Annotated in this window: 24 protein-coding genes, 1 tRNA gene and 3 pseudogenes; 15 read left to right on the top strand and 13 right to left on the bottom strand. The window is 38.8% G+C overall.

The genetic code is table 11. The features are described from left to right. Positions 1 to 58 precede the first annotated feature (58 nt). On the bottom strand, positions 59 to 2209 hold the full coding sequence (yccS, locus tag P3L40_RS14785; protein ID WP_172767335.1) for a YccS family putative transporter: 2151 nt from the start codon (positions 2207 to 2209) through the stop codon (positions 59 to 61). A gap of 122 nt (positions 2210 to 2331) precedes the next feature. On the opposite strand from yccS, the gene helD reads away from it, so the two are divergent. After that, complete coding sequence (helD, locus tag P3L40_RS14780) at positions 2332 to 4383, top strand: DNA helicase IV (protein ID WP_136134711.1); 2052 nt, start codon at positions 2332 to 2334, stop codon at positions 4381 to 4383. A gap of 56 nt (positions 4384 to 4439) precedes the next feature. Here helD and P3L40_RS14775 read toward each other — a convergent pair whose 3' ends face one another. Then, on the bottom strand, positions 4440 to 4898 hold the full coding sequence (locus tag P3L40_RS14775) for a methylglyoxal synthase (RefSeq protein ID WP_110591470.1): 459 nt from the start codon (positions 4896 to 4898) through the stop codon (positions 4440 to 4442). Between the two features lie 114 nt (positions 4899 to 5012). Between P3L40_RS14775 and P3L40_RS14770 the strand changes: the two genes are divergently transcribed. Next, the gene (locus P3L40_RS14770) at positions 5013 to 5426 is read left to right on the top strand and encodes a CoA-binding protein (protein WP_004256099.1); all 414 of its coding nucleotides are present in this window, start codon (positions 5013 to 5015) and stop codon (positions 5424 to 5426) included. Between the two features lie 83 nt (positions 5427 to 5509). On the opposite strand, the gene hspQ is transcribed toward P3L40_RS14770, so the two are convergent. Then, positions 5510 to 5830, bottom strand: coding sequence for a heat shock protein HspQ (gene hspQ, locus P3L40_RS14765; protein WP_004256095.1), 321 nt, complete (start codon positions 5828 to 5830; stop codon positions 5510 to 5512). A gap of 220 nt (positions 5831 to 6050) precedes the next feature. On the opposite strand from hspQ, the gene P3L40_RS14760 reads away from it, so the two are divergent. Continuing rightward, positions 6051 to 6329, top strand: a complete 279-nt coding sequence (locus P3L40_RS14760; protein WP_004256093.1) for an acylphosphatase — start codon at positions 6051 to 6053, stop codon at positions 6327 to 6329. A gap of 7 nt (positions 6330 to 6336) precedes the next feature. On the opposite strand, the gene P3L40_RS14755 is transcribed toward P3L40_RS14760, so the two are convergent. Continuing rightward, positions 6337 to 6666: a TusE/DsrC/DsvC family sulfur relay protein gene (locus tag P3L40_RS14755; RefSeq protein WP_004256090.1), complete on the bottom strand. Its 330-nt coding sequence runs from the start codon at positions 6664 to 6666 to the stop codon at positions 6337 to 6339. 182 nt (positions 6667 to 6848) lie between these two features. On the opposite strand from P3L40_RS14755, the gene P3L40_RS14750 reads away from it, so the two are divergent. Beyond that, positions 6849 to 6936 (top strand) — tRNA-Ser (locus P3L40_RS14750). A gap of 218 nt (positions 6937 to 7154) precedes the next feature. On the opposite strand, the gene P3L40_RS14745 is transcribed toward P3L40_RS14750, so the two are convergent. The 8 genes from P3L40_RS14745 to P3L40_RS14710 all read right to left on the bottom strand — a co-directional run bounded on the left by P3L40_RS14745 (position 7155) and on the right by P3L40_RS14710 (position 12553). Continuing rightward, positions 7155 to 7517 (bottom strand): hypothetical protein, encoded by a 363-nt coding sequence (locus tag P3L40_RS14745; protein ID WP_214208557.1) that lies wholly within the window; start codon positions 7515 to 7517, stop codon positions 7155 to 7157. Continuing rightward, positions 7514 to 7906: a hypothetical protein gene (locus P3L40_RS14740; RefSeq protein WP_036967295.1), complete on the bottom strand. Its 393-nt coding sequence runs from the start codon at positions 7904 to 7906 to the stop codon at positions 7514 to 7516. The genes P3L40_RS14745 and P3L40_RS14740 overlap by 4 nt, the downstream gene beginning before the upstream one ends. After that, positions 7899 to 8762 carry a hypothetical protein gene (locus P3L40_RS14735; protein ID WP_272693196.1) on the bottom strand — a complete coding sequence of 288 codons (864 nt, stop codon included), beginning with the start codon at positions 8760 to 8762 and terminating at the stop codon, positions 7899 to 7901. The genes P3L40_RS14740 and P3L40_RS14735 overlap by 8 nt, the downstream gene beginning before the upstream one ends. A 142-nt stretch (positions 8763 to 8904) precedes the next feature. Then, entirely contained in the window at positions 8905 to 9639 is a 735-nt protein-coding gene (locus tag P3L40_RS14730; RefSeq protein WP_272693197.1) for an outer membrane protein, read from the bottom strand. Positions 9640 to 10036: 397 nt separating this feature from the next. Next, positions 10037 to 10225, bottom strand: a complete 189-nt coding sequence (locus P3L40_RS14725) for a hypothetical protein (protein WP_154598322.1) — start codon at positions 10223 to 10225, stop codon at positions 10037 to 10039. A 40-nt stretch (positions 10226 to 10265) separates the two neighbouring features. Next, positions 10266 to 11102, bottom strand: coding sequence for a DUF932 domain-containing protein (locus P3L40_RS14720; protein ID WP_272693198.1), 837 nt, complete (start codon positions 11100 to 11102; stop codon positions 10266 to 10268). 61 nt (positions 11103 to 11163) lie between these two features. Continuing rightward, positions 11164 to 11589, bottom strand: coding sequence for an antirestriction protein (locus P3L40_RS14715; RefSeq protein WP_272693199.1), 426 nt, complete (start codon positions 11587 to 11589; stop codon positions 11164 to 11166). A gap of 91 nt (positions 11590 to 11680) precedes the next feature. Further along, on the bottom strand, positions 11681 to 12553 hold the full coding sequence (locus P3L40_RS14710; protein WP_272693200.1) for a GTPase family protein: 873 nt from the start codon (positions 12551 to 12553) through the stop codon (positions 11681 to 11683). A gap of 346 nt (positions 12554 to 12899) precedes the next feature. Between P3L40_RS14710 and P3L40_RS14705 the strand changes: the two genes are divergently transcribed. The 6 genes from P3L40_RS14705 (at position 12900) to P3L40_RS14680 (ending at position 19547) form a co-directional block, all read left to right on the top strand. Next, positions 12900 to 13514: a hypothetical protein gene (locus P3L40_RS14705; RefSeq protein ID WP_272693201.1), complete on the top strand. Its 615-nt coding sequence runs from the start codon at positions 12900 to 12902 to the stop codon at positions 13512 to 13514. Between the two features lie 2 nt (positions 13515 to 13516). Further along, the gene (locus tag P3L40_RS14700) at positions 13517 to 14539 is read left to right on the top strand and encodes a Kiwa anti-phage protein KwaB-like domain-containing protein (RefSeq protein ID WP_272693202.1); all 1023 of its coding nucleotides are present in this window, start codon (positions 13517 to 13519) and stop codon (positions 14537 to 14539) included. 1113 nt (positions 14540 to 15652) lie between these two features. After that, entirely contained in the window at positions 15653 to 16513 is an 861-nt protein-coding gene (locus tag P3L40_RS14695; RefSeq protein WP_272693203.1) for a helix-turn-helix transcriptional regulator, read from the top strand. 37 nt (positions 16514 to 16550) lie between these two features. Continuing rightward, a complete protein-coding gene (locus P3L40_RS14690; protein ID WP_272693204.1) occupies positions 16551 to 17633 on the top strand; it encodes a chemotaxis protein in 1083 nt (360 codons plus the stop codon). A gap of 70 nt (positions 17634 to 17703) precedes the next feature. Further along, complete coding sequence (locus P3L40_RS14685; protein ID WP_272693205.1) at positions 17704 to 19275, top strand: cobalamin adenosyltransferase; 1572 nt, start codon at positions 17704 to 17706, stop codon at positions 19273 to 19275. Beyond that, positions 19272 to 19547 (top strand): YkgJ family cysteine cluster protein, encoded by a 276-nt coding sequence (locus P3L40_RS14680; RefSeq protein ID WP_272693206.1) that lies wholly within the window; start codon positions 19272 to 19274, stop codon positions 19545 to 19547. Before P3L40_RS14685 ends, P3L40_RS14680 begins: the two co-directional genes overlap by 4 nt. A 201-nt stretch (positions 19548 to 19748) precedes the next feature. Here the strand turns inward: P3L40_RS14680 and P3L40_RS14675 are convergent. Then, positions 19749 to 19889: pseudogene (locus P3L40_RS14675) on the bottom strand (YgjP-like metallopeptidase domain-containing protein); the annotation flags it as partial. Positions 19890 to 20103: 214 nt separating this feature from the next. Here P3L40_RS14675 and P3L40_RS14670 point away from each other — a divergent pair. The 5 genes and pseudogenes from P3L40_RS14670 to P3L40_RS14645 all read left to right on the top strand — a co-directional run. Further along, a pseudogene (locus P3L40_RS14670) lies at positions 20104 to 21171 on the top strand (IS3 family transposase); the annotation flags it as partial. Between the two features lie 388 nt (positions 21172 to 21559). Continuing rightward, entirely contained in the window at positions 21560 to 22483 is a 924-nt protein-coding gene (locus P3L40_RS14660) for a WYL domain-containing protein (RefSeq protein WP_272693207.1), read from the top strand. 113 nt (positions 22484 to 22596) lie between these two features. Beyond that, positions 22597 to 25032 (top strand): class I SAM-dependent DNA methyltransferase, encoded by a 2436-nt coding sequence (locus P3L40_RS14655; RefSeq protein ID WP_272693208.1) that lies wholly within the window; start codon positions 22597 to 22599, stop codon positions 25030 to 25032. Beyond that, entirely contained in the window at positions 25032 to 26444 is a 1413-nt protein-coding gene (locus tag P3L40_RS14650) for a restriction endonuclease subunit S (RefSeq protein ID WP_272693209.1), read from the top strand. The genes P3L40_RS14655 and P3L40_RS14650 overlap by 1 nt, the downstream gene beginning before the upstream one ends. A gap of 9 nt (positions 26445 to 26453) precedes the next feature. Next, positions 26454 to 26984: pseudogene (locus tag P3L40_RS14645) on the top strand (hypothetical protein); the annotation flags it as partial. Positions 26985 to 27000: the final 16 nt, after the last annotated feature.

Genomic DNA, 27000 nt, shown 5'->3' with positions numbered 1-27000 from the left:
ATTACGCGATATGAAATGGGCGGGTATTTAGAGTTTTAATACCCGCTCATCGGTATATTTATGATGCACTAATGGTTCGAATTATCTGTTTTATCTCAGGGATTAATTCGAGTAATAACTTAGTTTGTTCCATGATAAGTAACGTTTTTTCGTCATCACTAGTTGAAATGTTATCTATTCGGTTTAATAAACTATGGCGAAGCTCATCTGATTTTTTATCAATAACTAGTGGGTCAATGGTGGTGATTTGTAACGACGATTCAACATAGCAAATTGCGTCGTTGAGTAATGAAAGGTTACCTTCATTTTGCATTTTTTCACGATGTGCGCCTAATGCAGAAATATAACTGAGTAAGGTATGGTTTAAGCAGAGTAGGCGAAAAGCTTGTTCTTGGGTGATTCGATAAGACTTAGGGTCAGAAGCCATATTGGACACAATAGAAGCGAACTCTGCATCATTATTATGTGCATCTCTACGTGCAATTCGGTACTCAAGGCGGTTGTCTTTACCTTGATAGTATTGTTGTAAAATAGCATCTAAATAGCGGCAGTTGCTATCCATAGTTTTTTGAATGACTTGGGGAAGTTGGCGGAATTTCCAGTCTGGCCAAATAAAACTCACTGCAAGTAATGCAATAAAACAACCAATTAATGTGTCAATGATCCGTGGAAGTGCAACATCAAACCCTTCGCCCAGTAGGTTAAAACAAAACAAAACGAGAAGTGTGATAAATAATGTTGCTTGGGCATATTGACTACTGCGAAACATAAAAAACAGTAAACCAGAAATAACGATTAGCGTAAGTTGCCCTTCCATTGAGGGGATTAAATTCAGCAAAGGTAAGCCAATAAGAATACCAACGATAGTTCCTATTATGCGAAGGGCTAAGCGCCGTTTAGTGGCACTGTAGTTTGGTTGGCATACAAATAAACTCGTGAGTAATATCCAATATCCTCTTTCCATATCAAATAGTTGGATGATGATATAGCCAGTACAAAGGAGAATTGACATTCTTACTGCATGGCGAAATAAAGAGGATTTTGGTGTTAAATGGTGCTTAACTCGCGAAATAATATCACTAATACCTGATAACGATTCGTCAGATAACTGTTCTATTTGTTTATTATTTTGCTGCCATGAACTCTGCTCAAGGCTTAGGCCTTTCAGTTGGACGTCAATTCCTTTTAAGTTTTTAAGTAAGTTATATAGGGCCTTAATTTCATGAAGCTCAGGCGATTGCTGTTTTAGTAGCTGTAGCGATTTTTCAATGTAAGTGAAAGTACGCTCAAAACGAGGGTTATGTTGGTATTGTTTACGCCATAAAACAGATTGAGCAACTTGCTGGCAGGCTCTCGCTTGCATAGTTAATAGGCGTTGGAAACGAAATAAAATATCACAATGACGTAAAGTACGGCTAAGTTGTTGATATTGTATATGAGATGAGCTTGCTCGCTCGTGAATATCTTGGGCAACAAAATAGTATTGTAGCGAATTTCGGGTACCTTTTTGTCCCCGGTCTCCTTTTAACCGACTCAGTAATGCAATTTTTGCTTGGTTCATGGTACTGACCAAGTGACTGTTCACTAATGCCAAATCATAAACTGAGCGTTGGTAGTCATCTTCTAAGTCAGGGTCAAATAAGTTGGCTTTTGCATCTAGATAAGCTGAAAGTTGCTGATAGCATTGGGTTATTGCATCTTGTAATGGCCTAACAGGAAATAAGATATGCCCAATCAAGGTTAAAATATTATACCAAATTGCCCCTGTGAGTAATAATGCAGGTTGTTGGTACCAAGTATCAAAAATGGGTACGCCGAGCATGGTATAAATGGCAATTAACAGCGCACCAAATGCGATGGTTGCGTATCGCTGCCCTAAAGCGCCAAGAAGAATAAAGCCACAGGTAGAAAATGCGAGGCCAAAAAAGAAAAATAAAGGGTAGGGAAAAAGTAGTTCAATAGAAACTGATGCAATAAAAAAACAAAAAAGTGTAATAATTAAATTTTTTATTCTGCCAGTTAGCCTATCATCTAAGTCAGTTAGTGCTGCAGCAACCACACCCAATGTCAGTGGGATGGTGATTTTAGGCTCTTGGTTTAACAACCACGGCACTAAGGTTGCGCCTGTCAGGGCTATAAATATTCGGATATAATATAAAAAATGGCTGTTATATAGCACACGACGATAACTGGTAAGCAGTGTTAACACAAAGTACCTCAAAGGTAAGACAAGCCCTAATCTATATAGGATAGCTTGTTTGCCAGGAATAAAAAACCGTTTGGAATCAAGCCAACCGTATTTTGTCATTGATTTTCTCAGGTGCAGGACGTATGGAACTGAAATCAACACAGATTGGACAGCGTCTGGCTCAGCATCCCTACAATCGGGTTCGCTTACTCAACGCAGGTATTGAAGTGAGTGGTGAAAACCACCAATATCTTATCCCATTTAATGAACTTATCGATCTTCGTTGTAAGAGAGGGATTGTTTGGGGGGAGTTAGAATTTGAAATTGTGAATGAACAAGTTGTTCGTTTACATGGTACTGAATGGAAGCAAACTCAGCGCTTTTACCATTATTTGAATGAAAAATGGCAACAATGGAGCACTGAAATGAGTCAAGTCAGTGCTTGTGTATTGACTGAATTAGTTAATTCGATTGAACAATTGACACAACAAGACAGGTGGCTAACATTACGTCATCTATCTGAAATAAAAGATAAAATATCACAAAACTTTTCGTCTCTGCCTATGCCTTTGGCGCGCATTTCATTGTATGAAAATTGTGCAGCACAATATCACGAATGTCTGAATTGGCTGAATAGTGGTCAAGAATGCCGAAAACAAATTAACGATCACTGGTGTGAGTCTGTATTAGTTCGTTATCACGATTTTTTCCAGCAAGTAGAAACATCACCACTCAATTATTCACAGTCCTTATCTGTGATTAATGGTGAGGATAATGTATTAGTACTGGCGGGGGCTGGAAGTGGTAAAACATCAGTCCTAGTTGCAAGAGCGGGTTGGCTAATCTTGCGAGGTTTGGCAAAACCAGAACAAATTCTTTTGTTGGCTTTTGGCCGTAAAGCTGCAGATGAAATGAATGAGCGTATTCATTTACGTTTACAACAAGATATTGAAGCTAAAACTTTCCATGCGCTTGCTCTACATATCATTCGTGAAGGTAGCAAAAAATCGCCAGTGATTAGCGAGTTAGAAACAGACACTCAAAAACGACAAACACTGTTATTAAACGAATGGCGAGAACAATGTTCAGCAAAGAAAGCGCAGGCAAAAGGATGGCGAGAATGGCTTTCTGAAGAGTTGCAATGGGAAATTCCAGACGGTGAATTCTGGAAAGACGAAAAAATTAGCACTAAAGTCACTGCCCGTTTAGACCGTTGGCTAAGTTTAATGCGTATGCATGGCGGTAGCCAGAAGGACATGATTGATAATACGTCGGAAGAAATAAGAGATCTTTTTCAAAAACGTATTCGTTTAATGGCGCCGCTATTGAAAGTATGGAAAAGCGCTTTGAAAGATGAAGGTGCAATTGATTTTTCTGGATTAATTCATCAAGCCATTAATATTTTAGAAAAAGGACGTTTTATTAGCCCATGGAAACATATTTTAGTTGATGAGTTTCAAGATATTTCACCTCTCAGGGCGAAGTTACTGCAAGCACTACGTCAGCAGAATAAGCAAACCACATTATTTGCGGTTGGAGATGATTGGCAAGCCATTTACCGGTTTAGTGGTGCAGAATTAGACTTAACGACATCGTTTGAACATAACTTTGGTATTGGGGAACTTTGCGCTTTAGACACGACTTATCGTTTTAACCAACGCATTGGTGAGGTTGCAAATCAGTTTATTTTACAAAACCCTATGCAGTTAGATAAGCCATTGAATAGTTTAACTAAAGGGAATAAAAAATCTGTTATTCTTCTTTATGAAGATGCCTTGGAACGCTTATTGGATAAAATGAGTGGTTATGTCCTTGATGATGAAACGATATTAGTACTAGCCCGCTACCATTATTTAAAACCTAATATTTTAGATAAAGCCAAAACTCGTTGGCCAAAATTAAATATTCAGTTTATGACTATTCATGCCTCAAAAGGGCAGCAAGCAGATCATGTGATAATTTGTGGGCTGAATAGCGGAAAGGATGGTTTCCCTGCTCCTGCGCGCGAATCAGTTATTGAGCAAGCATTATTGCCTAAGCCCGAAGATTTTGACCATGCAGAAGAAAGGCGTTTGCTATATGTCGCATTAACACGGGCTAAGCAGCAAGTTTGGTTGCTTTATAACCCAGAAAAACCGTCAGAATTTGTCGATGAACTCAAGCAATTGGGCGTTCCAAAACAAAAGAAACCTTAAAGCTATATTATGATCTATTAAGTGCCAGAATACTCTGGCGCTTAATAGAGATAGAATTAGTTAGTTCGTTTGGTTAAATAGCTTTCGTAATCAGGAATAACGACGTCTATCGTATTATCAAAATAGGGTGAGGTGATTAAAAAATCTGCGGTTGCAGAGTTGGTTGCGACAGGAATATTCCAAACGGTGGCTAAACGTAGTAGTGCTTTAACATCTGGGTCATGAGGCACAGCATTAAGAGGGTCCCAGAAGAAAATTAAAAGGTCAATTTTTTGCTCCGCAATCATTGAGCCTATTTGTTGGTCTCCCCCCATTGGGCCACTTAGCATACTCTTAACAGGCAACCCAGTGTGCTGGTGGATTAAATTGCCTGTAGTTCCTGTTGCGTATAAATTGTGAGCTTGAAGCCGTTCATTATTTTTCTTAGTCCAAGATAATAATGAAGGTTTACAGTGGTCATGGGCAACCAAAGCAATATTTTTTGAGGCTGTAATTTTACGGGTAGTTGATTCCATGATATTCCCTTAAATAAGATGCGAGATAGACATCTTTAAAAATTGAATGAGCAAAGATATACAACATATATCATAATGCTAATGAATAGTTTATAGGTTTTGGGAGATATTTTGATGAGAGATCAAGAAATTGCTGAAATTTTAAAGCGTGTCCGGACAATCGCTTTAGTGGGAGCGAGTGATAAGGCAAATAGGCCGAGTTATGAAGTCATGGAATATCTTTTACATCAAGGCTATACCGTTATTCCTGTGAGCCCTAAATTGGCAGGTCAAACCTTGTTAGGGCAGCTAGTATACGAAAAGCTTAGTGATATACCAGGGCCTATTGATATGGTCGATGTGTTTCGTAATGCAGAAGCTGCGGTAGGAGTGGCCAGAGAAGCTGTGGAAATTAAAGCTAAAGTTTTGTGGTTACAAAAAGGAGTGATTAGCGAAGAAGCACAGCAAATCGCTTTGCAGGCTGGTTTACAGTTTGTTATGGATAAATGCCCAAAACAAGAAATACCCGCTTTAGGTCTTGAAAAATAAAGTATTTCTAGCGTTAAAAAGTAAAGCAGCTAGTGAGCTGCTTTACGGTTGCGTTCATAAATAACAATATAGATATTTGAAGGTTAGTTGCGAAGGCGAGGAGCTTGCAACTGAGACCTTATGGATTCCGCTAGTTCATCCATTGATGGTTGTTCTGGATGGTCTTCTACGGTTTCATAAGTAATTTGAGCTTCAGCCAAATATGTATGAACTGCATCCCCATTGTCATCTTCCATAACAACATGATACCAAGGTAGATCGCGTAGTGTGCTGTTAGCGGCAATATCATCATCATGTGGTTGTTCGAGCGAATACTCAGCGTCAACATCTACAACGACGCCTAAGTAGCCGAGAAGTTTGTGCCTAACTTGTTGCCCGATTCCATATTTACTGGTGATCATCATAGCGACCTCCTAAAAGCCTTGCTTATACTTCAAACTATATATGGGCAGTGCTACGCGTTTTCAAGCTAATATATGGACAATTATTAATAACGCAATACACTGTCTTTATACGCAACTATGAAAAGCAGTGCCTCATTTAGCAGATTATCTGTTCAATGAATAAAAAACAACTGTTAAAAAGAAGGTATCAATACATTATGCTCTGACAACGGAGGCTCACATGACTGCATCAGGTCGATATTTTTATATTTATGGTCGTGTTCAAGGGGTTGGGTTTCGTTACCAAACCTATCATTGGGCTAATCAGAACGGCATAAAAGGTTTTGTGTGTAACCGAGATGATGGCAGTGTTAAGCTAGCCGTTTACGGAACAGAGCAAGATATTGAATTTGTTGATGAGTGGCTAAAAGCTGGGGGACCACCGGGAGCAAAAGTAGACCATTTTTTCACAGAAAACTGGAAGACCGAGCCAATAGCGGACTTTAGTGTCCGCTATTAGTGAAAAATTAAATACATTTCACCGGTTTTGGCAGGCCAGCAAGTTTAGTGGCTTGCTTAGCTGGCCCTTTTGGAAATAGCCGGTATAGATAGCGGCTATTGCCTTTTTCTTCGCCAAATTGTTGAGAAACTGCTTTAACCAACATGCGAATAGCAGGTGAGGTATTAAATTCCAAATAGAAGTTCCTGACGAAACGGATAATCTCTAGGTGTTCATTGGTAATTTCAATATCTTCTTGCTGCGCTAGCAAAGGAATTAATTCTTCGCTCCATTGTTGGCTATCAAGCAGGTAACCTTGCGCGTCTGTTTCTATCTCTTGATTATTAAAAACCAACATACTCTTTTCAACCCAAATAAAATTAGAACGTAAATTTAGCAAAAATCGAGATATAACCCAAGTAAAGTCGTTAGAATGTCGATATTTTCACCCAACAGTATGAAAGGCGTATATTTTTAAAGCGAATGATCAAATTAGGGGTTTACATCCAATGAGAGGATGTTTATAGTGCACGTCATTGCGGAGGGGTGGCCGAGCGGCTGAAGGCAGCGGTCTTGAAAACCGCCGATGGGAAACCATCCGAGAGTTCGAATCTCTCCTCCTCCGCCAGAATTCAACGCCATGCTATTGATTAGCATGGCGTTTTTGTTTTTTAGGTTTTATGAGTATGCCATCCAGTATGCCATTTTATTTTGGCTTCCCTCCGATTGTATTGGCTAGTATTGGACTCAATTTGGATATAACGAGTTCGAATTGAGACTAGTAAAATAATAAAGGTGAAGTAATGGTAACAATACCCACCTTCAATTATTATTTTATCATGAGTGCTAATTCTTAGTCATGCACTCAAATATCCCCAATGTGTTTATGTTCGTGGTACTAACCCATCCGAGTTTAGCTGATTCAGGTAAATCATCAAAAAGTGTTATGGCATGGTAGAGTTGTACCCATTGTTCATCAGCTGTTCGTTTTGCGACCCAGAATTGTTCTTTTCCTGATGTGGGCTGATAGTTGATAGACTTGGAAGCTCTATCGGGTTGATCATAAATCTGAAGCGTATTGGCAGGAGATGAGCTGAACTCAACACAATCTCGATAGGTTGGCTTAGGTTGTTTGCCGAAATAAATCCCCAATGTGACGATTGCGATAATTCCCACAAAAGGAAGGCTGTTTAATGTGCGATTTTTCATTGAAAGATAACCTCCACATGGTCAATGTGTTTTCCTTGACTGTAAGCATCCAGCCACACTTTTTTGTTAATACGGGATAAGCGGTAATAGGTATCGAGAGGGCCGTCTTCACAATCGCCAGTTGATGTACTAAATAGTTGGTTGGTTTGACTATCAATCACTTCGGCAATTACGAAGGCACATTTAGCGCCCAGATTCACTGTGCTCGTGACGACATAACGTCCCTCGAGGTAATCGTCAACACGACAATCCTTATCGGCAATCGCTTGGTTATTACACATTGGTGTAAAACCACTTTTATCGATGGCGGTATCAAATACATTCGTGTTAAAGGCGCTCGCGGTAAAATTGAGGCAAAACACCATGAAAATAAATACGTATTTAGTCATGATTTATCCTCATTGTTGAACCGTCTTTCTGATGGTTGTTTTTCTGATAGGTGAGTCGACCTAATGTGATTGCAATAGCCAGTTCGATAAAAAATAGCAGGAATAATCCGAACATATTTAATCGGTTAGGCAATAGAACGTTAAGGAGTGCCAGTAGCGCTAAGATAGCAAGGGAAATGATTGTTGACAGGGTTATCCTGAGTTTCCGAGAACGCGTTGCCGTGTATTGTTGTAGGACGCCATATCCCCAATACCCCACATAACCTGCGATAGTACCCGCTAGAATCACCATGATATTGAGATTGATTTGGTTGCCAATGCCTATCGCTAAGGCATTCATAATGACAAGGTATAGCGCTAAGAATGTCATTAAACGGAAAATAGGATGCGGGTATTGAAATGGATGGGGTACATTTTTAACGGTATGGATATAGACAATAACGCCAGCGCTCAGTCCGATAAGGCAGGCGAAAAGGAGGAAAATAAAAAAGTATTCATAAAGTATAAAAATTAAAGCATGGTCAAAAACCATAAAAGGAATAATCCCGATGAGCAATAAGTAGATAACACATAAAGAGGCGATGAAAGCGAAGACGAATGCCAAAATTTTCCGCGTTAGCATTAAACGGAAAGGGATACCCTTAAACCCATAAATGACCCACAACAATATTTGAGAAATCAAGAGTGGAGCTAACATCGCGATAAGGTAATACAGTAGATACATTAAGGGCTTACCAATAAATGGGTCGATATTATAGTGATTGGCGATGATGACTGTAAAACCGAATACTAGCACTAAGCTAATGATGAAAAAAATTCGTTCAACACCTAAACGAATATGATTAATTGAATTCATTTTTACCTCTTTTTATTACAATTTTTTGTGATTAAAATTTAATCGTTGTTATTTTTTTTGTTTAATTAATAAAATAGCCAACATCAAAAAGGTATGTTGGCTAGGTAAGTTGAGGGTAATCTTTAAGGCTGAATGCCAGAGATTAGAATCGGTAAGTCAAACCAAGCATGATATCGTTGGCCTTCACTTTGATTTTTGAGGTGTTTTCCCCATCGCCTACCGCTGTCGTGATGTCCGCTTTTCCGGCATCTAAATAGCGATAACTTAGACCCATATCCCAATCGTCATTGATGGCATAGTTCACCCCCGCACCGACACTCCAGGCAAAGTTATTGGCGGTATGCGTGTGAGTATCATGCAGAGAGAGTCCTGGGGTATAAGCATCAGCGCGGGTGGTTTTAAAATCCACGGCCGCATAGCCTAGCCCGACAGAGATATACGGCGTGAAATTTGAGCTATTTTTAATGTCGTAATACCCATTGACCATTAACGTATTGAGTTTGATTTGGTTTTTAATATCACGAGTTTGATGTACGCCATTACGCACACGGTCGCGGATGTTGTAGGTTGAATTCGCTTTATCACGCGCCATAAATTCCAATTCAGCCCGAACAGGGATATCAAACTGATTGGAAAAGTCATAACCCAACGCAAGTCCACCGCCAAATACTCCCGTACGATGGCTATCTCCATTTTTTGTACCATTATCACCGGCATCAGCATAGCCGCTGTAGACAAACTGCTGGCCGGACATTTGCACAATGGATGGGCCCATTTTACCCGTGACATAAATCCCCGTTTTACTGTCATCCGTGTTAGCGAATGCCGGTAATGAAATGCACCCCATTAGTGCGGGAACAATAAACGCTTTTTTCATGATTGATTTCCTTTTAATCAATATCACATTAAGTATGGTTGAATCGCGTTATGTCAGTGGAAGGCATGAAAGATTTGACTCAATCACCTTAATATCACTGACATAAAGATAATTTAGCGTGAGATAGTTTAACTCAATCGATCTGTTTTACCTATCAATAATTAAAATACGATCGGTAATATCGATCATAACTATCAATAAACGGTTATCGATCGGCGTAATCGATCAACTGTTGTTTTGGTGCTTAAATAAGAAAAAGAGTTGATGAGGGAGTTAGTCAAAATGGAAGGGAATAAAAGGATGTTTAAAGAATGCTCTCCTTTCTTGAATAGATTAGTGTGCTCGATATCATCAAGTACCAAAATACGGGATAAGTCTTTATGTTAGCGCTAACGCTTTATAAGCAACGCCGTTTACTCATGTTATAGATATGAAAACCGAACTCCGTTAAGACCCAATGGTTTGATGTATGCCAGTGGATTAAGCCTTTTTTCTCCAGCGAGTTGAGCGTCCTTTTGTTGCTGAGTGAGCCATAATTGAGTTTCACATTACCCAAGGTTTTTAGTTGACGTTCTGATAGTTTCATAAGTTCGCCGTAAGATTCGATTATTTAATGTTTACTGTAGCTATAGTCGTTCGCGTCCAGAAAAGTGCACATGCATTTGCTCTGTGAGTACCCACAACGCTTTATTGAGCTTAATATCCCCATCAATCCCATTCACTGAACGCGTGCGAGCGCGTTTACCTTTGGCATTCCTGCCTGATAATCCGCCCTTGATTAAATTTTCCTGCAAACGTTGGTAAACAGTCCAAAGATCGTCTTTTTTATCTTCAAAGCGGCGAGGTTGTAACACTTGGGCTTCAGTGATCGGTTGATGTTCTTCGCCATAACGATACATGAGAGCGGCTTGGGCGAAGATCTGTTGTGCTGGTGGCGGTAATAGTAAGGTCTGCATTTGCTCACGTTTTTCAGCGATAGCATCAAACGTACCTAACACTTCGTAAGCCCCTTCAATCACTTTATCGACGACATTACCTTTGTGTGGAACTCTGACCTCCCCAAAGGTATCGCCACAAACCAGCCCATTTTGACAAACATAGCGAAAAAAGCCCGGTAACATTTGATAGCTACTCGACCCATCATGACTATTGAGCAAGATGATTTCAGGCACTTGGCTGCCCGTAATTTGGTCATGACGTCTGAGGCGTAACAGATGCTTAGTATGATCACGACGGCTGTCATCTCGCACACGAGTTTGACAGGCAAAGAACGGGTAAAAACCTTCTTTCTGTAAACTATCGAGTAAGGTAATAGTAGGAATATAAGTGTACTTTTCGCTGCGAGATTCATGTTTGTCTTCTGAAAAAACACTCGGTACAGTACGAAACAATTCTTCGATGGTTAATGGGCGGTCACGGCGAATACTATTCGCCGCTCCAAAGCGGGAAGCTAAACGAGTCATAATCAATTTCCTTGAAAATAAAGTCGATAGGTAAAACTGAAAAAGTGAATTAAGAAAGGTGTTAATCGATAAGATGAAAAATAGCTAAACTTTCAGGATGTTGCGCTGCATAATCACGCAATTGATAAAAACGATCGACTAGGGTGTCACTTTCCGTTTGAAATGACCATAAACTGTACATCATCAAACACACGGCAATGCCTGCCGCTTCACAACTGACGTTGGCTTCGTTACCGTTATATGGGTTGAACAGCGTCAGTGTATCTTGAGGTAAATCGGGATAAATAAAAGCGCCACCATTGGATAAGGTGCAATATTCCCAATACCCACCCTGATAGTCATCACAAAACTGCCCCATAGTGGTAAAGATGACCACTTCAAAGGTGATCCAGCCTTTCACGCTTCCGAAGTGGTTGATCCAAAAATCCAGGCGTTGCTCATCGGGAACGAGTGTCATTGTAATTGCACATTCAGTTGAATTATTCATTAGTTGATATTCCAAGAAAAAGAAATAAAAAAGCGCCAATCCTGTTAAGGACTGACGCTGAGAGTGATAATTAATGGGGTAATGTAAGAGGTTAAAAGAACAGGCTCCACAGGGATTTAGCGATGGAGACGATACTGTTTTTAACGGTGCTAACCGTACTTCTTATCAATGGCGGCAAGGGAATGATATCGATTAAGGTATCCACAATATCACTGACACATTGACCAAAATCGTTACGTGCGGCGTTCTCCACCGATTGCGTCCGGTAAGGGCTGTTCAGTTGCCTAGCTACACCGCTACTGGCTTTCGCCGGTAACGCCTGTATGAGTTGCTCTGCTAATTCAGTGAGTTGATAGCTTTCGATTGCAGATATAACCATCACAGGGTGATACGGCTTAAAAGCTGTTACTACGGCTTGTTGTTTCAATTCCAAGTTAGCAGTTTGCTCTGAGGATGGCTGGTGGTTATGTTCATCCCACTGGCGGCAGGGCTCTATTTTATCGGCTTGGTTCAAGACAAATAGAAATCGTTCAGATTGGTAACCACATTGCTCAGTAAGAAAGCGATAACACTGTTCATCAGAAGACCATGCTCTGTCATCTGCTTTGAGTACCCAGATAATTAAATCCAGTTCTGGTAATAAGTTATGATATAGCTGGTGGTACTCTTTATCTCGTTCGATACTTTCCCCCACACCCGGCAAATCAACAAAGGTAAGTGTGTGGTTGTTCATCTTCATACTGAAGTATTGGGTTTGGCGCGTACAACCTGAAACATCGCTCACAGGCGATAGTGAGGATTGGAACAGCGCATTGATGAGACTGGATTTGCCAGCCCCTGTTTTACCCATCAGGCCGATGGTGGGCGAGTAGTTGATTAGTTGGTTTAGTCGGTTGAAAAAAGAGGTTTGGAATGAGTGAGGTAGAACAGATAATGTGGATTTAAAGTGAGAGTGAGGATGCATATTACTCCTTGAAATAAAATTATAGTCATTCAAAGAGATGATATATATCTGAGATTTTTTGTAGTGGTATATTATAAATCTTTAATGCCTTTATTTTGTTATCTTATTGATAAATAACATGTAAGTGTAATGAGTTTCACCTTGTGTCAAGCGTTTTTGTAAACAACTATAAATAGAAATAATTTTATGTGTTTAGTTGAAAGTGAATGTGAAGAAAAATACTGTGTCAATAAACAGTGGTTTTCTGTAAGCTATAAGCGATGTAATACAGGATATGATGAAAGTAGATGAATTACTGTTTTGAATGTATTAGAATATTTAATGAATTAAATCGGGAGGGGGGATTATGAGAATAAACAAGTTACATTTAGGAGCTAGAATCTCATTATTTATAGTGTCTTATTTACCCCTATTTTTTATTATGTGCTTTGTTCAAATTTATAATTATAGAAACTATTTACACTGGAAAGGATTTCATACTGAATCAGTGTTGATCTTTCTTAAATACTTCGGCACAGTGAGTGTATTGATATCATTATCTATATTTGGTGTTGTTGGTTTGAAAATATTTTTAAGTAATGTAAAACGTAGATGCCAAACAAGTGGAAGAACAGTTAAAATACTAGATATAGAAAATAAAAATAATGAGTCAATAAGTTACTTGTTTACTTATATAATACCCTTTGTGTTTCAAGACTTATCAATAATATCTAATGTTGTTCCTATCGCTATTTTATTAATAGTGACAGGGTTAATATATATTAATTCTAGTATGATACTTATAAACCCTACTATAAGTATTTATTATACATTATATCAGATTACTTATTTGGATATAGAGAGCAATAAAAAACGAAGTGGAATGATTTTAACGAAATCTAAATATTTAGAAGAGGATGATATTTTAGATATTGAAGATGTTGGGCCTAAACTTTATTATGCTGAACTGCAAAAGGAATGATGATGTTAAAACTTGAAGAGTTATTAGAGTATGCTGAACAATTAAAAGACAGTAAGAAAGCTAAGATTTCTTTATATTTTGTAACAAGACATCTTAAAGCAGGTATGAATAAAAATGCAAAAGTCACTGATAAATATGACTTCAAAGTCACTAAAGCACCTATAGCTCCTGATATTGCTAATTTCTTCAAACAAACATTGTCAAATCAAATTATTTCTCACGCATCAAAAGATGATATTGAAATGAAAAACTATACAGTAATTGATGATGATATTGATAATAAAATATACACTTATGCAATGAATAATGCTATTTCTTTTGCGAAAATAATAAATGAGGATATTAAGAGTGATAAACTAGATGTTCTCACATCATTAACAAATATACAGGAAGAATTATGGGCTTACTGTATTAAAGTCCAAAAAGGGTCAGAGCTTACTTATTCATTTCGTAAAATAAGTAAGGGTAAGATTACAACGAATGAACCACAAGACTTTGCTCAACGTATATTTGCATTGTTTGATAAATCGGATAAAGAATTAAGAACATTTGATGGTAGTGCAGTAAACTTTGACGATAAAATAGATTGTATTTATATAAAAGAACAGTTTTATGTTTTCCATAAAAAAAGTTTTGAATCTATTGTTGGGTTAGAAGCTGAATTTACAGCAGCAGCACAAAAAACATTAAATACTATTAAAGATTTTAACCTTGTTGAAGGTCTAGATATTATTGAACAGGCGATTTTACATAAACCATCATTGAGGAAAACTCTAGCTCATATTGCGGAGAAAGGAAATCATACTACTTTAGATGAGAATGGGGTTAAATCAATCAATGGTGTTTTAAAAATGTTTCAAGGAGAAGAGTTTATATTTAATGAGAATGGAAAAATAGTGATTGAAAATGAGAGGCAGGGACGAAATTTTCTAAAACTTCTAAATGATTACTACAAACAAGGAATGACAACAAAAAAATATTATGGTACAGATAGTGGAAATGTAGTTAGTCCCGTTAAGAAGTAAAACTATTTTTAGAATAGAGTTTATTTTTTAAAATATATATTTACCTGTTTTTTGGTGTTATTAGAAATAAAACAGGTAAATTATGTTAAAAATATAATTTTTGAAGGGTGGATTGTGAGAAATAGTAATTCTTAAATTATAAAAGTGTATTGTCATTTAGCCATTTGACATAAATGGTAAAAATAATAAGAGCTATTTAAATAAGTTTCTCAGACCATATGAGGTATTATGAAATATCAATTCAAATCATACAGTCGGGTCAACAAGAACAAAACAATGTTTATTTACTGGATTGTTGTTTCGGTTGTCATCTGGATAGCATTCATGTGTTGGTCACTAATATTAGGCCATAGAACTGTTATGTTTGAATGGTTTTCAAAATGGACTATTTCTATTACGTTTGCAGCTATTGTAAGTGTGATTGGTGGAGTTTTGAGCATTTTACGCCGCCCACTCAAGTACACATTTAAAAACTTTCTTCAGTCTGGATTTATGACGCTTGTATTACTCATGCCTGCGTTTGATGTGTGGGCGTATTTACTAACAACCAAAACTATTTGCTACCAAACTGAATATGAAATCACATCGTCGGGCCCTAGTACTAGCTGATTTAGCCGATGTGATCACGGTATATGGATAAAAGAAACCTATACTGAACAGTGGAAATTACTTTGTATTAGCGATCCAAAGTCGAAAACTCAGACAAACACAGGAATCGTATGGGTAACAACAAAAACTGGGCCTATTGGCGCATATATTGTTAATTACCAGTTTTCTCCTCCTAGTTTTGATTTATAAATGCTGGGCTAAGAAAGTCTGAAGTGGCATTGTTAATTTGACTAGATTTACGATAGGTCTTTGAGAGCCTATATTTGATATATAGAATTGGAATCTGTCGCTTATTAGCCAACGAATGGGCCATATATGTGTTTAACTCATTAGATGGCTAATTATAGTTGCGAATTAAACAGGCCTTAAATTAATCAAGAAATATACAATTATTAAAAATAAGATTTATCCTATTAGTAAATTTGTTTGGTACTGACGCCATTTGTCACTTGATTTGTTATTCTATGTACAATTATTCTTAACTTAAATTTACGTGAGATAAACATGGATGATTACAAAAAAAATCAGGGAGTCAGATTAGCAACAATCATTCTTGATACATATCTTTATGGTGAAGTAAATAAATTTGAATTGGCAACTCGTTTTAAAGTTAGCGAGAGAACGATTTATCGAGATTTAAATTCATTAAGCTTAATTCTTGAGCATAAAGGTAATTCTAATTATGGATTTTCGATGGTTGTCGAATATTACAAAATGATTTCTTTTTTGGGGATAGATAAATACCTCCCTGATTTTAATCAGTCATTTTTGAGAAGTATCCCACAAACAATTGAAAGTAAAAGTGTTCTCATTGAGTTTAATGGTATTGAACACAGGGTTAAAAGTTATCTCAGCAAATACTATGAAAAAATCAGATATTCAATTGATAACAAAAGAAAATTACAAGTTCTATATAAGGGTAAAAATCGTATTTTAACTCCCTATAAACTAGTTTGCCATAATACGATTTGGTACCTGAAAGCAACTGAAGATAATCAATTAAAGTCATTTTCATTAAATAGAATTGAATGGTTAGATGTAAGTAAAGAGTCATTTGAATTTGATGTTAGTGTTGCTGATATGTTATTAAATAGCGAAGACCCATGGACAACAAATCGCCACTTTAATGTGAGAATGGAGATTTCATCTTCGGTAGCCGAATATTTTAAAAGGAGAAATGTCTTTCCTCGACAATCTATTATTGAGGAGAATGAAAATTATTTTACTATTTCATGTGTAGCAATGAGTGACAAACAAATATTACCTTTAATTCAATACTGGCTACCTAATATTAAGATATTAGAGCCTGAATGGTTAAAGTTAAAACTTGAACAAAATCTACACGACTATATTACACGTTTATAGTCGATTATTTCAATGTCATAAAAGTTAAGAGGGTACTATGGCTATTCCATTTATTATTGCTGGGGCTGCTATTGCGGCAGCTGCATTTGGCGGAAAAAAAGCATATGACGGATATCAAACTAAATCAGAAGCTGAGGATATTTTAGGCAAAGCACAGCATCGTTACGATGAAAATAAAGAAGTACTAGAGGAAGTCAATGTCAGCACAACAGCTGAATTAGAAAAACTTGGTACATTAGAATTAAACATTGGTGAGAGTTTTAATAAATTCAACATTCTTGCTCAAGCAATTTTAAAGCAGCTTAATGAGTCTGGTAAAGACATCACAGTTTCTATTCCACGTCACGAAATTGATAAAATTCAAAATTTAGCGATTTCAGCGACAGAGTATCTCGGAACAGTAGTTGGCGCTGGCGCGTCAAGTGCTGCTGCAGGCTTTGCTGTCTATGGTGGTGTGATGGCATTTGCTGCGGCTTCTACAGGTACACCAATCGCAGCCTTATCTGGTGCCGCAGCTTATAATGCGACAATGGCCGCGATAGGTGGCGGTTCGCTAGCTGCTGGCGGTTGGGGGATGGCTGGAGGAGCGATGGTCTTAGGTGGAGCTGTTGTTGCACCTATTCTGGCAATTGCGGGATGGGCTTATAACTCTCATGCTGAAAAAGCATTAGATAATGCGCAAAAAATTCGTTCTGAAGTTAGTGATGCTGTATATAAAATGACACTCGCTAAAGAAAATTTAACCAAAACTAAAGAATATGTCGCTGCTATTTATCAAGTCTTGGAAGCGCAATTTACAGTATTCCAGCCTTATTTATCTAAATTGACTGAAGCAAATGAACTCATTGAACGTACTAAAGCATCAGGGCAATCAGTTAGTAGCGTTATTAATAGTGACTTAAATTTGAAACTCATCATTCAAAATGGTTATAGCCTTGCGTCAATTATGACCAATCTAATAACAACTCCATTATTTAAACCAAAATTGAATGAAAATAATGAAGCGACTATTGTCGATGGAGTCATTGAAATTGAAACTGATAGCAATGGATTAAAAGTACTAAATCAGGATAGTCTGGATAAGCAATTAGATAAAACAGAACGATTCACTCTCTCTTAATGCTTCATATTGATGACGCGTAGTAAATCATAAGTAGCCGTGTTAGGCGGCTACTTTATAGGTAAGGTATATGCAACAGTCAAATTATAATTGGCAAAAAGAAATTAATGATACAATTGTTCAAAGTTTAGTCACTTCTTTTGGTCTGGATTTTTTATTATTAAAGGATAAAAAAGGTGGGGATGTTGATACCATACATAACGTTAGGCAGAATATTTGGGCAACAGAGGCAGAGCAAGAACGCTATGAAAATCGCGGAGAATATGATTCCCATGAATATCATAGCCATCAAAATTACAAAGAAACAAATCGACAGGGAAAGCAAAAAAAGCTTGAAGGTGAGCTAAAGGACGCTTATACCGGTGAGACATTTAGTCAACATGATGTGACTAACCTTGACCATATCATTGCTGCTTATGAAGTACATAATGACCCAGCTCGGGTTTTAGCGGAGCTTAATGGCGCTGATTTAGCTAATCGCGATTCTAATTTAACATTTACTAATGAAACAATAAATAAATCGAAAAAAGCCAGCAAAATGGCTGATTTTATTTTGCGTATGCAATCTCAGCAAGCTCAAGTAAAAGCAGATATAAGTGCATTAGAAAATAAAGGGCAACTGACCGATGTTGAATTAAAAAAATTAAGAACGCTGAAGAATAAAGAAAAGGCCAATTTTGATGCGATGAAGGCTGTCGATGAATCAGCTAGAAAGCAATATGACGCTGAAGTTAGCAGTAAGTATTATGGCAGTAGTAAATTTTTTGCTAATACAGCCCTGTCTGCTGTCAATACAGGCATCAGAATGGGGGCTAGGCAGATGCTAGGGATTGTATTTGCAGAGCTTTGGTTTGAATTAAAAGATGCTATCCCAAAATTGGTCAATAGCCATAAATCAAATTTTAAATTTAACGTTTTTTTAGAAGATTTGGGAAATGTAGTTACTAACATTTGGGAAAGATTGAAAGTTCGTTTTAAAGATTTTTTTACGGAATTTAAAAATGGTTTATTTGGTGGTTTATTAGCTAGCATCACTAACACTTTATTAAATATATTTTTCACCTCAACAAAGCTGGTGGGTAAATTAATCCGTGAATCTTGGAATAGCTTAGTTTCAGCAGTTAAGTTGCTGTTTTTTAACCCAGAAAATTTAGCGTTAGGTGATTTGTTAAAATCAGCAATAAAAATCATCTCAGTAAGTATATCTGTCATATTAGGCTCAGCGCTGACAACATGGCTAAATGGTATATTAACATTTCCTTTTGGAAATGATGTCTCGATATTTATAGGGGCGTTAGTTTCGGGATTAGTTACATTAGCACTGTGTTATTTTTTAGAGCACAGTGAGTTAATGAATAAGGTCTGGCGTTTTTTAAATAAATTTCGTGATAAATTTGAGCTGACATTGCAGTATTATCAACAGGTTAATTTAGCTTTAGATCAATATCTAGTTGAATTGTCACAATTGGAATTTAATTTTAATGTCGTTGAAATGCGGTTATTTGTGAATGGATTACAAACGACAAATTCAGAATATGAACGTAAAATTATCCTCGTTCAGGAAATTAAGCGAAATAATATCACTTTGCCTTATGATGTCGATAATGAAGATTCATTCGACGAATGGTTAGATTCCTTATGACGCTAACGCTTGAATATAGCTTTCCTTGTGATAAATGTGGTGCTTGCTGCCGCCATGTAGACCGCGCGGAGGAAACTCAGTTTCTAGATCGTGGTGATGGTATCTGTAAGCACTATAATGAAACGAATTTGCTATGCACTATTTATCATGAGCGACCTGATATATGTAGAGTGGATAAACAGTATGCACTTAACTATGCCAATCTATATACATGGGATGAATTTGTTGAGCTTAATAGAGTGGCTTGCGAAATAATAGTGAACAGTGAATAGTGCCACATTAGAGTTATACTCATCATGCTTCAAGTTGTGGTCTTTTTTGCTAAGGGTTGTGGTCTTTTTTGCAAAGGTATGGTGAGCGTCTCTATCGATTTATTCATTTGATGTCCACCATACCTTCAATTTGTTAGAAAATAGCATATTTTAATTAAATTATTATTTAACGTATTGGTTAAGGCTTCATAAGGGCCAAAGTTAGTACAACCAATGACTGTAGGCTAACGGTGCTTTATTCAGCAATTCTTTGCGTTCTTGCCAATCAGGATGTAGCTTATCCATATAGGCTTTAAATAGTTCATTATGTTTACGTTCAAGTAGGTGAACTAACTCATGAACTTGGTAGACTGGCCCCTTTAATAAAACGTGATACATAAGGATATTTCCCTTCAAACCCAAAACTACATAACCACTCAAAATGCCGGACGGCAGAGAGCCGCTGATGCTTAGGCAATAACATTTGTGCTTCTAAACGTTCAATGAAGAGAGTGATCTGCTTTAATCAAACAGGACACTTTAATAATGGAATATAATCCAATTATTGAGGTGTTAAATGAAAAAACGAACAAATAGATTTTATACCGCTGAGTTTAAGCAAGAGGCGGTCGCATTAGTCACCGAGCAAGGTTATAGCGTGCCAAAAGCGGCAGCTTCTTTAGGGATCACCGATAAATTACTTTATAACTGGAAAGCAAAATTCGACGTTGAGCAATCTGGTAGCAGCATGAATTCCGATGAGAGAGCTGAGTTATTAAGACTTCGAAAGGAAAATAAATAACTTAGGATGGAGAAAGAGATCTTAAAAAAGCCAGCGCTCCCCTGCTAAAGGAAACCAAGTAGCGTTTAAAACGATTAAGCAATTATCTTCACAGTTTCCCGTGCTGAAGCTCTGCAAGTTAATGAAAATAAGTCGTTCTGCCTACTATGCGTGGCTTAAACGCCCAGCAAAATTGATTACCGCAGACAACTTAGTCTGTACCGTAGAGCCAAAGCCATCTTTGAACATAGTCGAAATAGCTTAGGTTACAGAACGTTACGTAAACGGTTATGCAAAGAGGGCTTTAGCGTAAGTGCTTATGGCGTTCAGAAGCTAATGGCTCAGCTTGGCCTAGTTGTCACTCAGCGCGTTGCTTACAAAGTCACCACAAAACGCAAACACAGTGATGCCGTAGCCGATAATTTGCTCAATCAAAATTTTAATCCTCACGCACCTAACGAAGTGTGGGCGGGTGATGTGACCTATTTAAAAACAGGGGAAGGCTGGATGTATTTAGCCATCGTGATGGACTTATACTCACGCCGTATTGTGGGTTGGCACATCGATAAACGAATGACGGCAGATTTAGTCAGTAAAGCCTTGATGAAAGCGTATAACTTACGCCAGCCCGAAAAAGGCTTAGTCTTTCATAGTGATAGAGGAGCACAATATACGAGTAAGTACTATCGTCACTTACTGACAAGTTATGGTATTCGAGCAAGTATGGGCGATGTTGGAGCCTGTTGGGATAACGCCGTTGTAGAACGATTTTTTGGCAGTTTAAAACACGATTGGGTACTGAAAATCCGACAGCCGACTCGGAAACAGATGAAAGAAGATGTTATCGCGTATCAACTCGTTTACGGTGAGTGCCGAGCGGATGATTAGTTTTGTGCTCAGGAATAAGCAGTGCTATTTTTTTCAGATTTCATCGCTGATCCGTCATTTGCTACTTGTCATATTTTACCTTCAGAAATTGCCCGTTACGACATTCTGACAATCCCTTCTGGGGTAGGTTTTTAGTCTTCCTTACAAAATAATTTATGATAGGATAAGGTCTAATAAAATTAATTAGGTTGGAGCCTATTCCGTGTTTTATATCCATCAGTCCAGCTTCAACCCGTAGAGATGATTGAGTCATTGTGGATGAATAACCGCGTTGAGCGGATCAGTTTAATGTTATTATGCGATGCCAGTCATGATTTGATAAACAGAGTATTAAGACATTGCTTGAATGGGATAAACAAGACGCATGACAAATGATGGGCTGAAACAAACGGTAGGGGCGAAGTCAGATAGGCTTTCGGAGATAGCACAGTTGCCACAAGCAATCCGGGATCGCATTGCTCACATCGATTTCACCTTATTGTTTAAGGGAGAAGCGGTACGGGCAGATTTAGTCGATCGCTTCAGCATAGCTGCTACACAAGCAACGAAAGATTTCACGCTATACAGAGTGCTTGCACCAGGTAACATTGAGTATGACCAAAAGCTCAAGCTGCATAAGCGAGGTGAAGCATTTGAGCCCTTGTTCGACTACGACGTCGTTCGAACACTGGCGACGATTAGCCAAGGGTACGGAGATGGCTTTACTGGCAAGGTAAAACCGCCTTTTGCGTGTGAAGCGCCTTATCATCTTAACAAACCGAGTTTATCGATAGTGGCGAAAGTTACCGAGGCCATCCACAAAGGCAAAGCCTTGCGTATCACCTATGTGTCGTTATCGAGCGGTGAAACAATACGTGAAATTGTGCCGCATACGCTGGTAGACAATGGGCTGCGTTGGCATGTTCGTGGTTTTGACCGCGAGCATAGTGAGTTCCGTGACTTTGTATTGACTCGAATTAAAGCTGCGGTTGTGCTTGAAGACTCCACTTTGTCTGAAACGGAGCTCGAACCCCAAGATCGGCAATGGAACCGATTTGTAGAGCTGGAGTTAGTGCCACACCCACGTATAGAGCACAGCGAAGCGATTGAGCTAGACTATGGCATGACGGGTGGCGTGATGAAAGTTGAGATTAGAGCAGCTACCGCTGGCTATTTGCTACGCCAATGGCATGTGGATTGTTCTACGGAACACTCATTAATGGGCTTTGAGTATCAGCTTTGGTTGCGAAACAGCCAGGCACTTTATGGTGTCACAAACTTAAGCATTGCGCCGGGCAGAACAAGTTAATAGAACGATGTAGCGGCCATTTAGGCGTTACAGAAAGAACAGAATTTTAAATTTATAGTGAAGCCGTTGCAGCAACTTTGTGGGGTGCAACCAACACTGAACAGGAAAAGAAAATGGATCATAGTGTACATAACAAGCTCATCTCATTTATTTGGAACATTGCCGACGACTGTTTACGTGATGTGTACGTTCGCGGTAAGTACCGCGATGTGATTTTACCTATGGTGGTATTACGACGTTTAGATACGTTACTTGAACCCACCAAAGAAGCCGTGCTTGAAGAGGTCAAGTTCCAAAAAGAAGAGATGCAAGCCACGGAGCTTGATGATGAACCATTGAAGGCGGCTAGTGGTTATGTTTTTTACAATACATCTAAATGGACCCTGAAATCCCTGTTCAACACCGCAACGAATAACCAACAGATATTACTCGCCAACTTTGAAGAGTACCTGCTTGGCTTTAGCGATAATGTTAAAGAAATCATTGAATGCTTTAATCTCAAATCGCAAATTCGTCATATGGCCTCAAAGCAAGTCCTTCTTGATGTCGTCGAAAAGTTTGTTTCCCCTTACATCAACTTAACTCATGAAACGGTCGAAGACCCAGATGGCAACAAGATGCCAGCCCTTACTAACCTGGGTATGGGGTACGTGTTCGAAGAGTTGATCCGTAAGTTCAACGAGGAGAATAACGAAGAAGCCGGTGAGCACTTTACACCTAGGGAAGTGATTGAGCTGATGACACACTTGGTTTTTGACCCAGTGAAAGAGCAGCTACCATTGACCATGACCGTTTACGACCCTGCTTGTGGTAGCGGAGGTATGTTGACTGAATCTCAGAAATTTATTGAAGAAAAATATCCAAGTCTTGGTAATAACCGTGATGTGTATCTTTACGGCAAAGAGATCAATGACGAGACCTACGCGATTTGTAAATCGGACATGATGATCAAGGGAAACAACCCTGAGAACATCAAAGTAGGCTCAACCTTGTCTACCGACGAGTTTGCGGCTTCACGCTTTGACTTTATGTTGTCTAACCCGCCATACGGTAAGAGTTGGGCGTCCGAACAGAAATACATAAAAGATGGCAGTGATGTGATTGACTCGCGTTTTAAGGTTAACCTGGAAGACTATTGGGGAAATCTCGAAGTGGTGGATGCCACGCCACGTTCGAGTGATGGCCAATTACTCTTCTTAATGGAGATGGTCAACAAGATGAAAGATCCGAGCATAAGTCCATTAGGCAGCCGGATTGCCTCTGTTCATAACGGCTCATCGCTCTTTACCGGTGATGCGGGCGGTGGCGAAAGTAATATTCGTCGCTTCATCATTGAAAACGACATGCTAGATGCCATCGTTCAGTTACCTAATAACCTGTTCTATAACACTGGCATTACCACTTACATTTGGGTGTTGAACAACAATAAACCTGAGGCGCGTAAAGGTAAGGTGCAATTAATTGATGCCAGCTTGCTATACCGTAAATTGCGTAAGAACTTAGGTAATAAAAACTGCGAATTTGCGCCTGAGCACATCACGGAAATTACCGATACCTACCTCGCGTGTAAGGATATTGAAAGAGTACTGGATGCAAACAATGATCCTGTTGGCATCGCCAGTAAGGTATTCAGCAATGAAGATTTTGGCTACTACAAAGTCACTATCGAGCGCCCAGATCGCCGCAAAGCCAAGCTTACTCAAGATGCCATAGCCCCACTGCGTTTTGATAGGCTGCTTAGTGAAGTGATGGAGTACGTTTATGCAGAGCATGGCGAACGTGTATATGAAAAAACTGGCTATGGTTCAGATCAGAAAAAGAGCTTCTTGAAATCCATTGAGAAGGACATTCTTTCTTGGTGTGAAGAAAACGACATCAGTCTCAATGCTAAGGCTAAGGCCAAACTGCTTGATGTGAAACACTGGCTGGCGCTAAACGCATTGCTTGAAACTGCACAAACGCTGATGGCTGACATAGGTAGCATTGAATTTGATGACTTCAATAGCTTTAAAACTCAAGTTGATAAATCACTAAAAAACCATGCCATCAAGCTTTCAGCACCTGAGAAAAATGCCATCCTGAGCGCGGTGAGCTGGTATGACGAAACCGCCAAGAAAGTGGTTAAAAAAGTAGTTAAGTTAAGCGGTGATAAATTAAACGACCTGCTGGAGCGCTATGAGTGTGAAGTCGCTGACCTGCCCGATTTTGGTTATTACCCCGTTCCTACCACAGAAGGCAGTAAAAAAGGCGAGTATATCACTTACGAGACCAATTCAGACCTGCGTGATACAGAATCTGTCCCGCTGACGCAAAGCATTTACCAGTACTTCCTAGACGAAGTGAAGCCTCATGTCGATGAAGCATGGATAAACCTAGAAACGGTGAAAATTGGCTATGAAATCAGCTTCAATAAGTATTTCTACCGTCATAAACCGCTGCGTAGTTTAGAAGAGGTCGCAACCGACATCATCAACCTAGAACAAAAAGCCGAAGGTCTTATTGCGCAGATATTGGGTGTTAAAGTGGCGGAAGCTCAGGGAGAAGCGTAATGACAAATTTATCGGGAATAAATTTGAACAATGGCTCAGCCGTTGGCTCGAAGCGCGAGGGCATGGACAGCCCGAGTAAAGATTTAGCGTTGATGCCGAGATATGAGGCTTATAAAGATTCATATTCAGATTACTCAGGCTTAATCCCTTGTGAATGGAAGTTAATTCCTATCCGCGCAATCTTTGAGGAAAGAAACGAGAAAAATACAGGGCCAAAAACAGACCATATTTTGTCTGTGACAAGGGATAGAGGTGTTATTCCTTATGATGAAAAAGGCGCAATAGGCAATAATAAATCCGAAGATATAGAGCGGTATAAACTTGTTTATGAAAATGATCTTGTTATAAACAAGATGAATGTCGTTATTGGTTCGCTTGGCTTGAGTAAGTACTTTGGAGCTCTTAGCCAAGTTTATATAGTTCTTAGACCTAAAACGAAAAGCTTTAATATTAGGTACTATGCCTACTTATTTCATAATGAGCCTTTCTACAAATCACTAATAAGGTATTGTACAGGCATTATGGAGTTAAGGGAGAGTCTTAATAAGGAGCAGTTCAAGCAACTATATCTACCTTTTCCGACTTTCGAAGAGCAAACCCTTATTGCCAACTTTCTAGACATGAAAACCGCTCAAATCGACGAAGCTATTGCGATCAAAGAGCAGCAAATTAGCCTGCTGAAAGAGCGTAAGCAGATCATCATACAACAGGTGGTGACCCAAGGGCTTGATCCCAATGTGCCAATGAAAGACTCCGGTGTAGATTGGATTGGTAAGATTCCAGCGCATTGGGTTTTAAAAAAAATAAAGCATGTGACATCAAAAATTGGAAGCGGCGTTACTCCAACTGGGGGAGGCTCTACATATCTAGATGATGGAATCCCACTTTTACGAAGCCAAAACATACATTTTGATCGAATAGATCTCACAGATGTTGCTCGAATTTCCAATAAAACACATGAGGGCATGAGCAATAGCAAGGTGAAAAAGGGTGATGTGTTACTCAATATTACTGGGGGGTCAATTGGTCGTTGCTATTACGTCGATTCAAGCGACGAAATGAATGTGAATCAACATGTATGTATCGTGAGGCCTAATAAGATAATTAAAACCGTCTTTCTAAATGCTGTATTGGCATCAGAAATCGGTCAGGGCCAAATTTGGTACTTTCAGCAAGGCGGAGGTAGAGAGGGGCTTAACTTTCAAGCGTTAAAAAACTTCTATATCGCGTTGCCTCCAGAAGCCCAACAGGTAGAAATTGCTGAGTACATTGATGAGCTTGAAAAGGAATTTTATTCGGCGATACAAATTCAATTAATGCAAATCGAAAAACTTAAAGAATACAAAACCACCCTGATCAACAGCGCCGTGACAGGAAAAATCAAGATCACCCCAGAAATGGTTGAGCAATAGGACGCGAATATGTTCACGGTAAATCATCAAACCAACAGGGTTAGTCCTATTAGGACAAAGAAGTTCAGTGAGTTGGGCTTTACTGAGCGCAAACATCTTCAGGAATGGTTGGCACACGAGTCTTCCGCACTGGGTGAAGAGCTACTGATTGTTCAAAAGGAGTTTGATGGCTTTGATGATACCCGTGAGCGCTTAGATTTACTGGCGTTGGATAAAGATGGCAACTTGATCATTATTGAAAACAAGCTGGACGACCGTGGCCGAGATGTGGTGTGGCAGGCGCTTAAATATGCCTCCTACTGCGCCAGTTTGACCAAAGCGCAAGTCGTCGAGATTTACCAGCAGTACTTAGATCGCTATGAGCCCGTAACAGGAGAATTTGACCTATTAAATGCTCCTGCAAGTGCTTCGGGTAGAATTTGTGAGTTTTTGGATACGCCTGACCTGGATAAGTTAAAACTCAACCGAGGAAATAGCCAGCGCATCATATTAATTGCGGCAAACTTTCGCAAAGAAGTGACCAGCACCGCACTGTGGTTAAGGCACCACTGCTGTA

Origin of the sequence: Providencia sp. PROV040 (genome assembly GCF_032706145.1) — a bacterium.
Classification (GTDB): Bacteria; Pseudomonadota; Gammaproteobacteria; order Enterobacterales; family Enterobacteriaceae; genus Providencia; species Providencia hangzhouensis.
This window is presented reverse-complemented; position numbering and strand designations above follow the sequence as displayed.

Excerpts from the sequence above, each read along its gene's own strand:
- P3L40_RS14685 (WP_272693205.1), top strand. The coding sequence starts at position 17,704 with ATGCAACAGTCAAATTATAATTGGCAAAAAGAAATTAATGATACAATT.
- P3L40_RS14730 (WP_272693197.1), bottom strand. The coding sequence starts at position 9,639 with ATGAAAAAAGCGTTTATTGTTCCCGCACTAATGGGGTGCATTTCATTA.
- P3L40_RS14735 (WP_272693196.1), bottom strand. The coding sequence starts at position 8,762 with ATGAATTCAATTAATCATATTCGTTTAGGTGTTGAACGAATTTTTTTC.
- P3L40_RS14680 (WP_272693206.1), top strand. The coding sequence starts at position 19,272 with ATGACGCTAACGCTTGAATATAGCTTTCCTTGTGATAAATGTGGTGCT.
- helD (WP_136134711.1), top strand. The coding sequence starts at position 2,332 with ATGGAACTGAAATCAACACAGATTGGACAGCGTCTGGCTCAGCATCCC.
- P3L40_RS14775 (WP_110591470.1), bottom strand. The coding sequence starts at position 4,898 with ATGGAATCAACTACCCGTAAAATTACAGCCTCAAAAAATATTGCTTTG.
- P3L40_RS14710 (WP_272693200.1), bottom strand. The coding sequence starts at position 12,553 with ATGCATCCTCACTCTCACTTTAAATCCACATTATCTGTTCTACCTCAC.
- P3L40_RS14740 (WP_036967295.1), bottom strand. The coding sequence starts at position 7,906 with ATGACTAAATACGTATTTATTTTCATGGTGTTTTGCCTCAATTTTACC.
- P3L40_RS14755 (WP_004256090.1), bottom strand. The coding sequence starts at position 6,666 with ATGTTGGTTTTTAATAATCAAGAGATAGAAACAGACGCGCAAGGTTAC.
- P3L40_RS14720 (WP_272693198.1), bottom strand. The coding sequence starts at position 11,102 with ATGACTCGTTTAGCTTCCCGCTTTGGAGCGGCGAATAGTATTCGCCGT.
- P3L40_RS14745 (WP_214208557.1), bottom strand. The coding sequence starts at position 7,517 with ATGAAAAATCGCACATTAAACAGCCTTCCTTTTGTGGGAATTATCGCA.
- P3L40_RS14655 (WP_272693208.1), top strand. The coding sequence starts at position 22,597 with ATGGATCATAGTGTACATAACAAGCTCATCTCATTTATTTGGAACATT.
- P3L40_RS14760 (WP_004256093.1), top strand. The coding sequence starts at position 6,051 with ATGACTGCATCAGGTCGATATTTTTATATTTATGGTCGTGTTCAAGGG.
- P3L40_RS14725 (WP_154598322.1), bottom strand. The coding sequence starts at position 10,225 with ATGAAACTATCAGAACGTCAACTAAAAACCTTGGGTAATGTGAAACTC.
- P3L40_RS14690 (WP_272693204.1), top strand. The coding sequence starts at position 16,551 with ATGGCTATTCCATTTATTATTGCTGGGGCTGCTATTGCGGCAGCTGCA.
- P3L40_RS14695 (WP_272693203.1), top strand. The coding sequence starts at position 15,653 with ATGGATGATTACAAAAAAAATCAGGGAGTCAGATTAGCAACAATCATT.
- P3L40_RS14700 (WP_272693202.1), top strand. The coding sequence starts at position 13,517 with ATGTTAAAACTTGAAGAGTTATTAGAGTATGCTGAACAATTAAAAGAC.
- P3L40_RS14770 (WP_004256099.1), top strand. The coding sequence starts at position 5,013 with ATGAGAGATCAAGAAATTGCTGAAATTTTAAAGCGTGTCCGGACAATC.
- hspQ (WP_004256095.1), bottom strand. The coding sequence starts at position 5,830 with ATGATGATCACCAGTAAATATGGAATCGGGCAACAAGTTAGGCACAAA.
- P3L40_RS14660 (WP_272693207.1), top strand. The coding sequence starts at position 21,560 with ATGACAAATGATGGGCTGAAACAAACGGTAGGGGCGAAGTCAGATAGG.
- P3L40_RS14705 (WP_272693201.1), top strand. The coding sequence starts at position 12,900 with ATGAGAATAAACAAGTTACATTTAGGAGCTAGAATCTCATTATTTATA.
- P3L40_RS14715 (WP_272693199.1), bottom strand. The coding sequence starts at position 11,589 with ATGAATAATTCAACTGAATGTGCAATTACAATGACACTCGTTCCCGAT.
- P3L40_RS14650 (WP_272693209.1), top strand. The coding sequence starts at position 25,032 with ATGACAAATTTATCGGGAATAAATTTGAACAATGGCTCAGCCGTTGGC.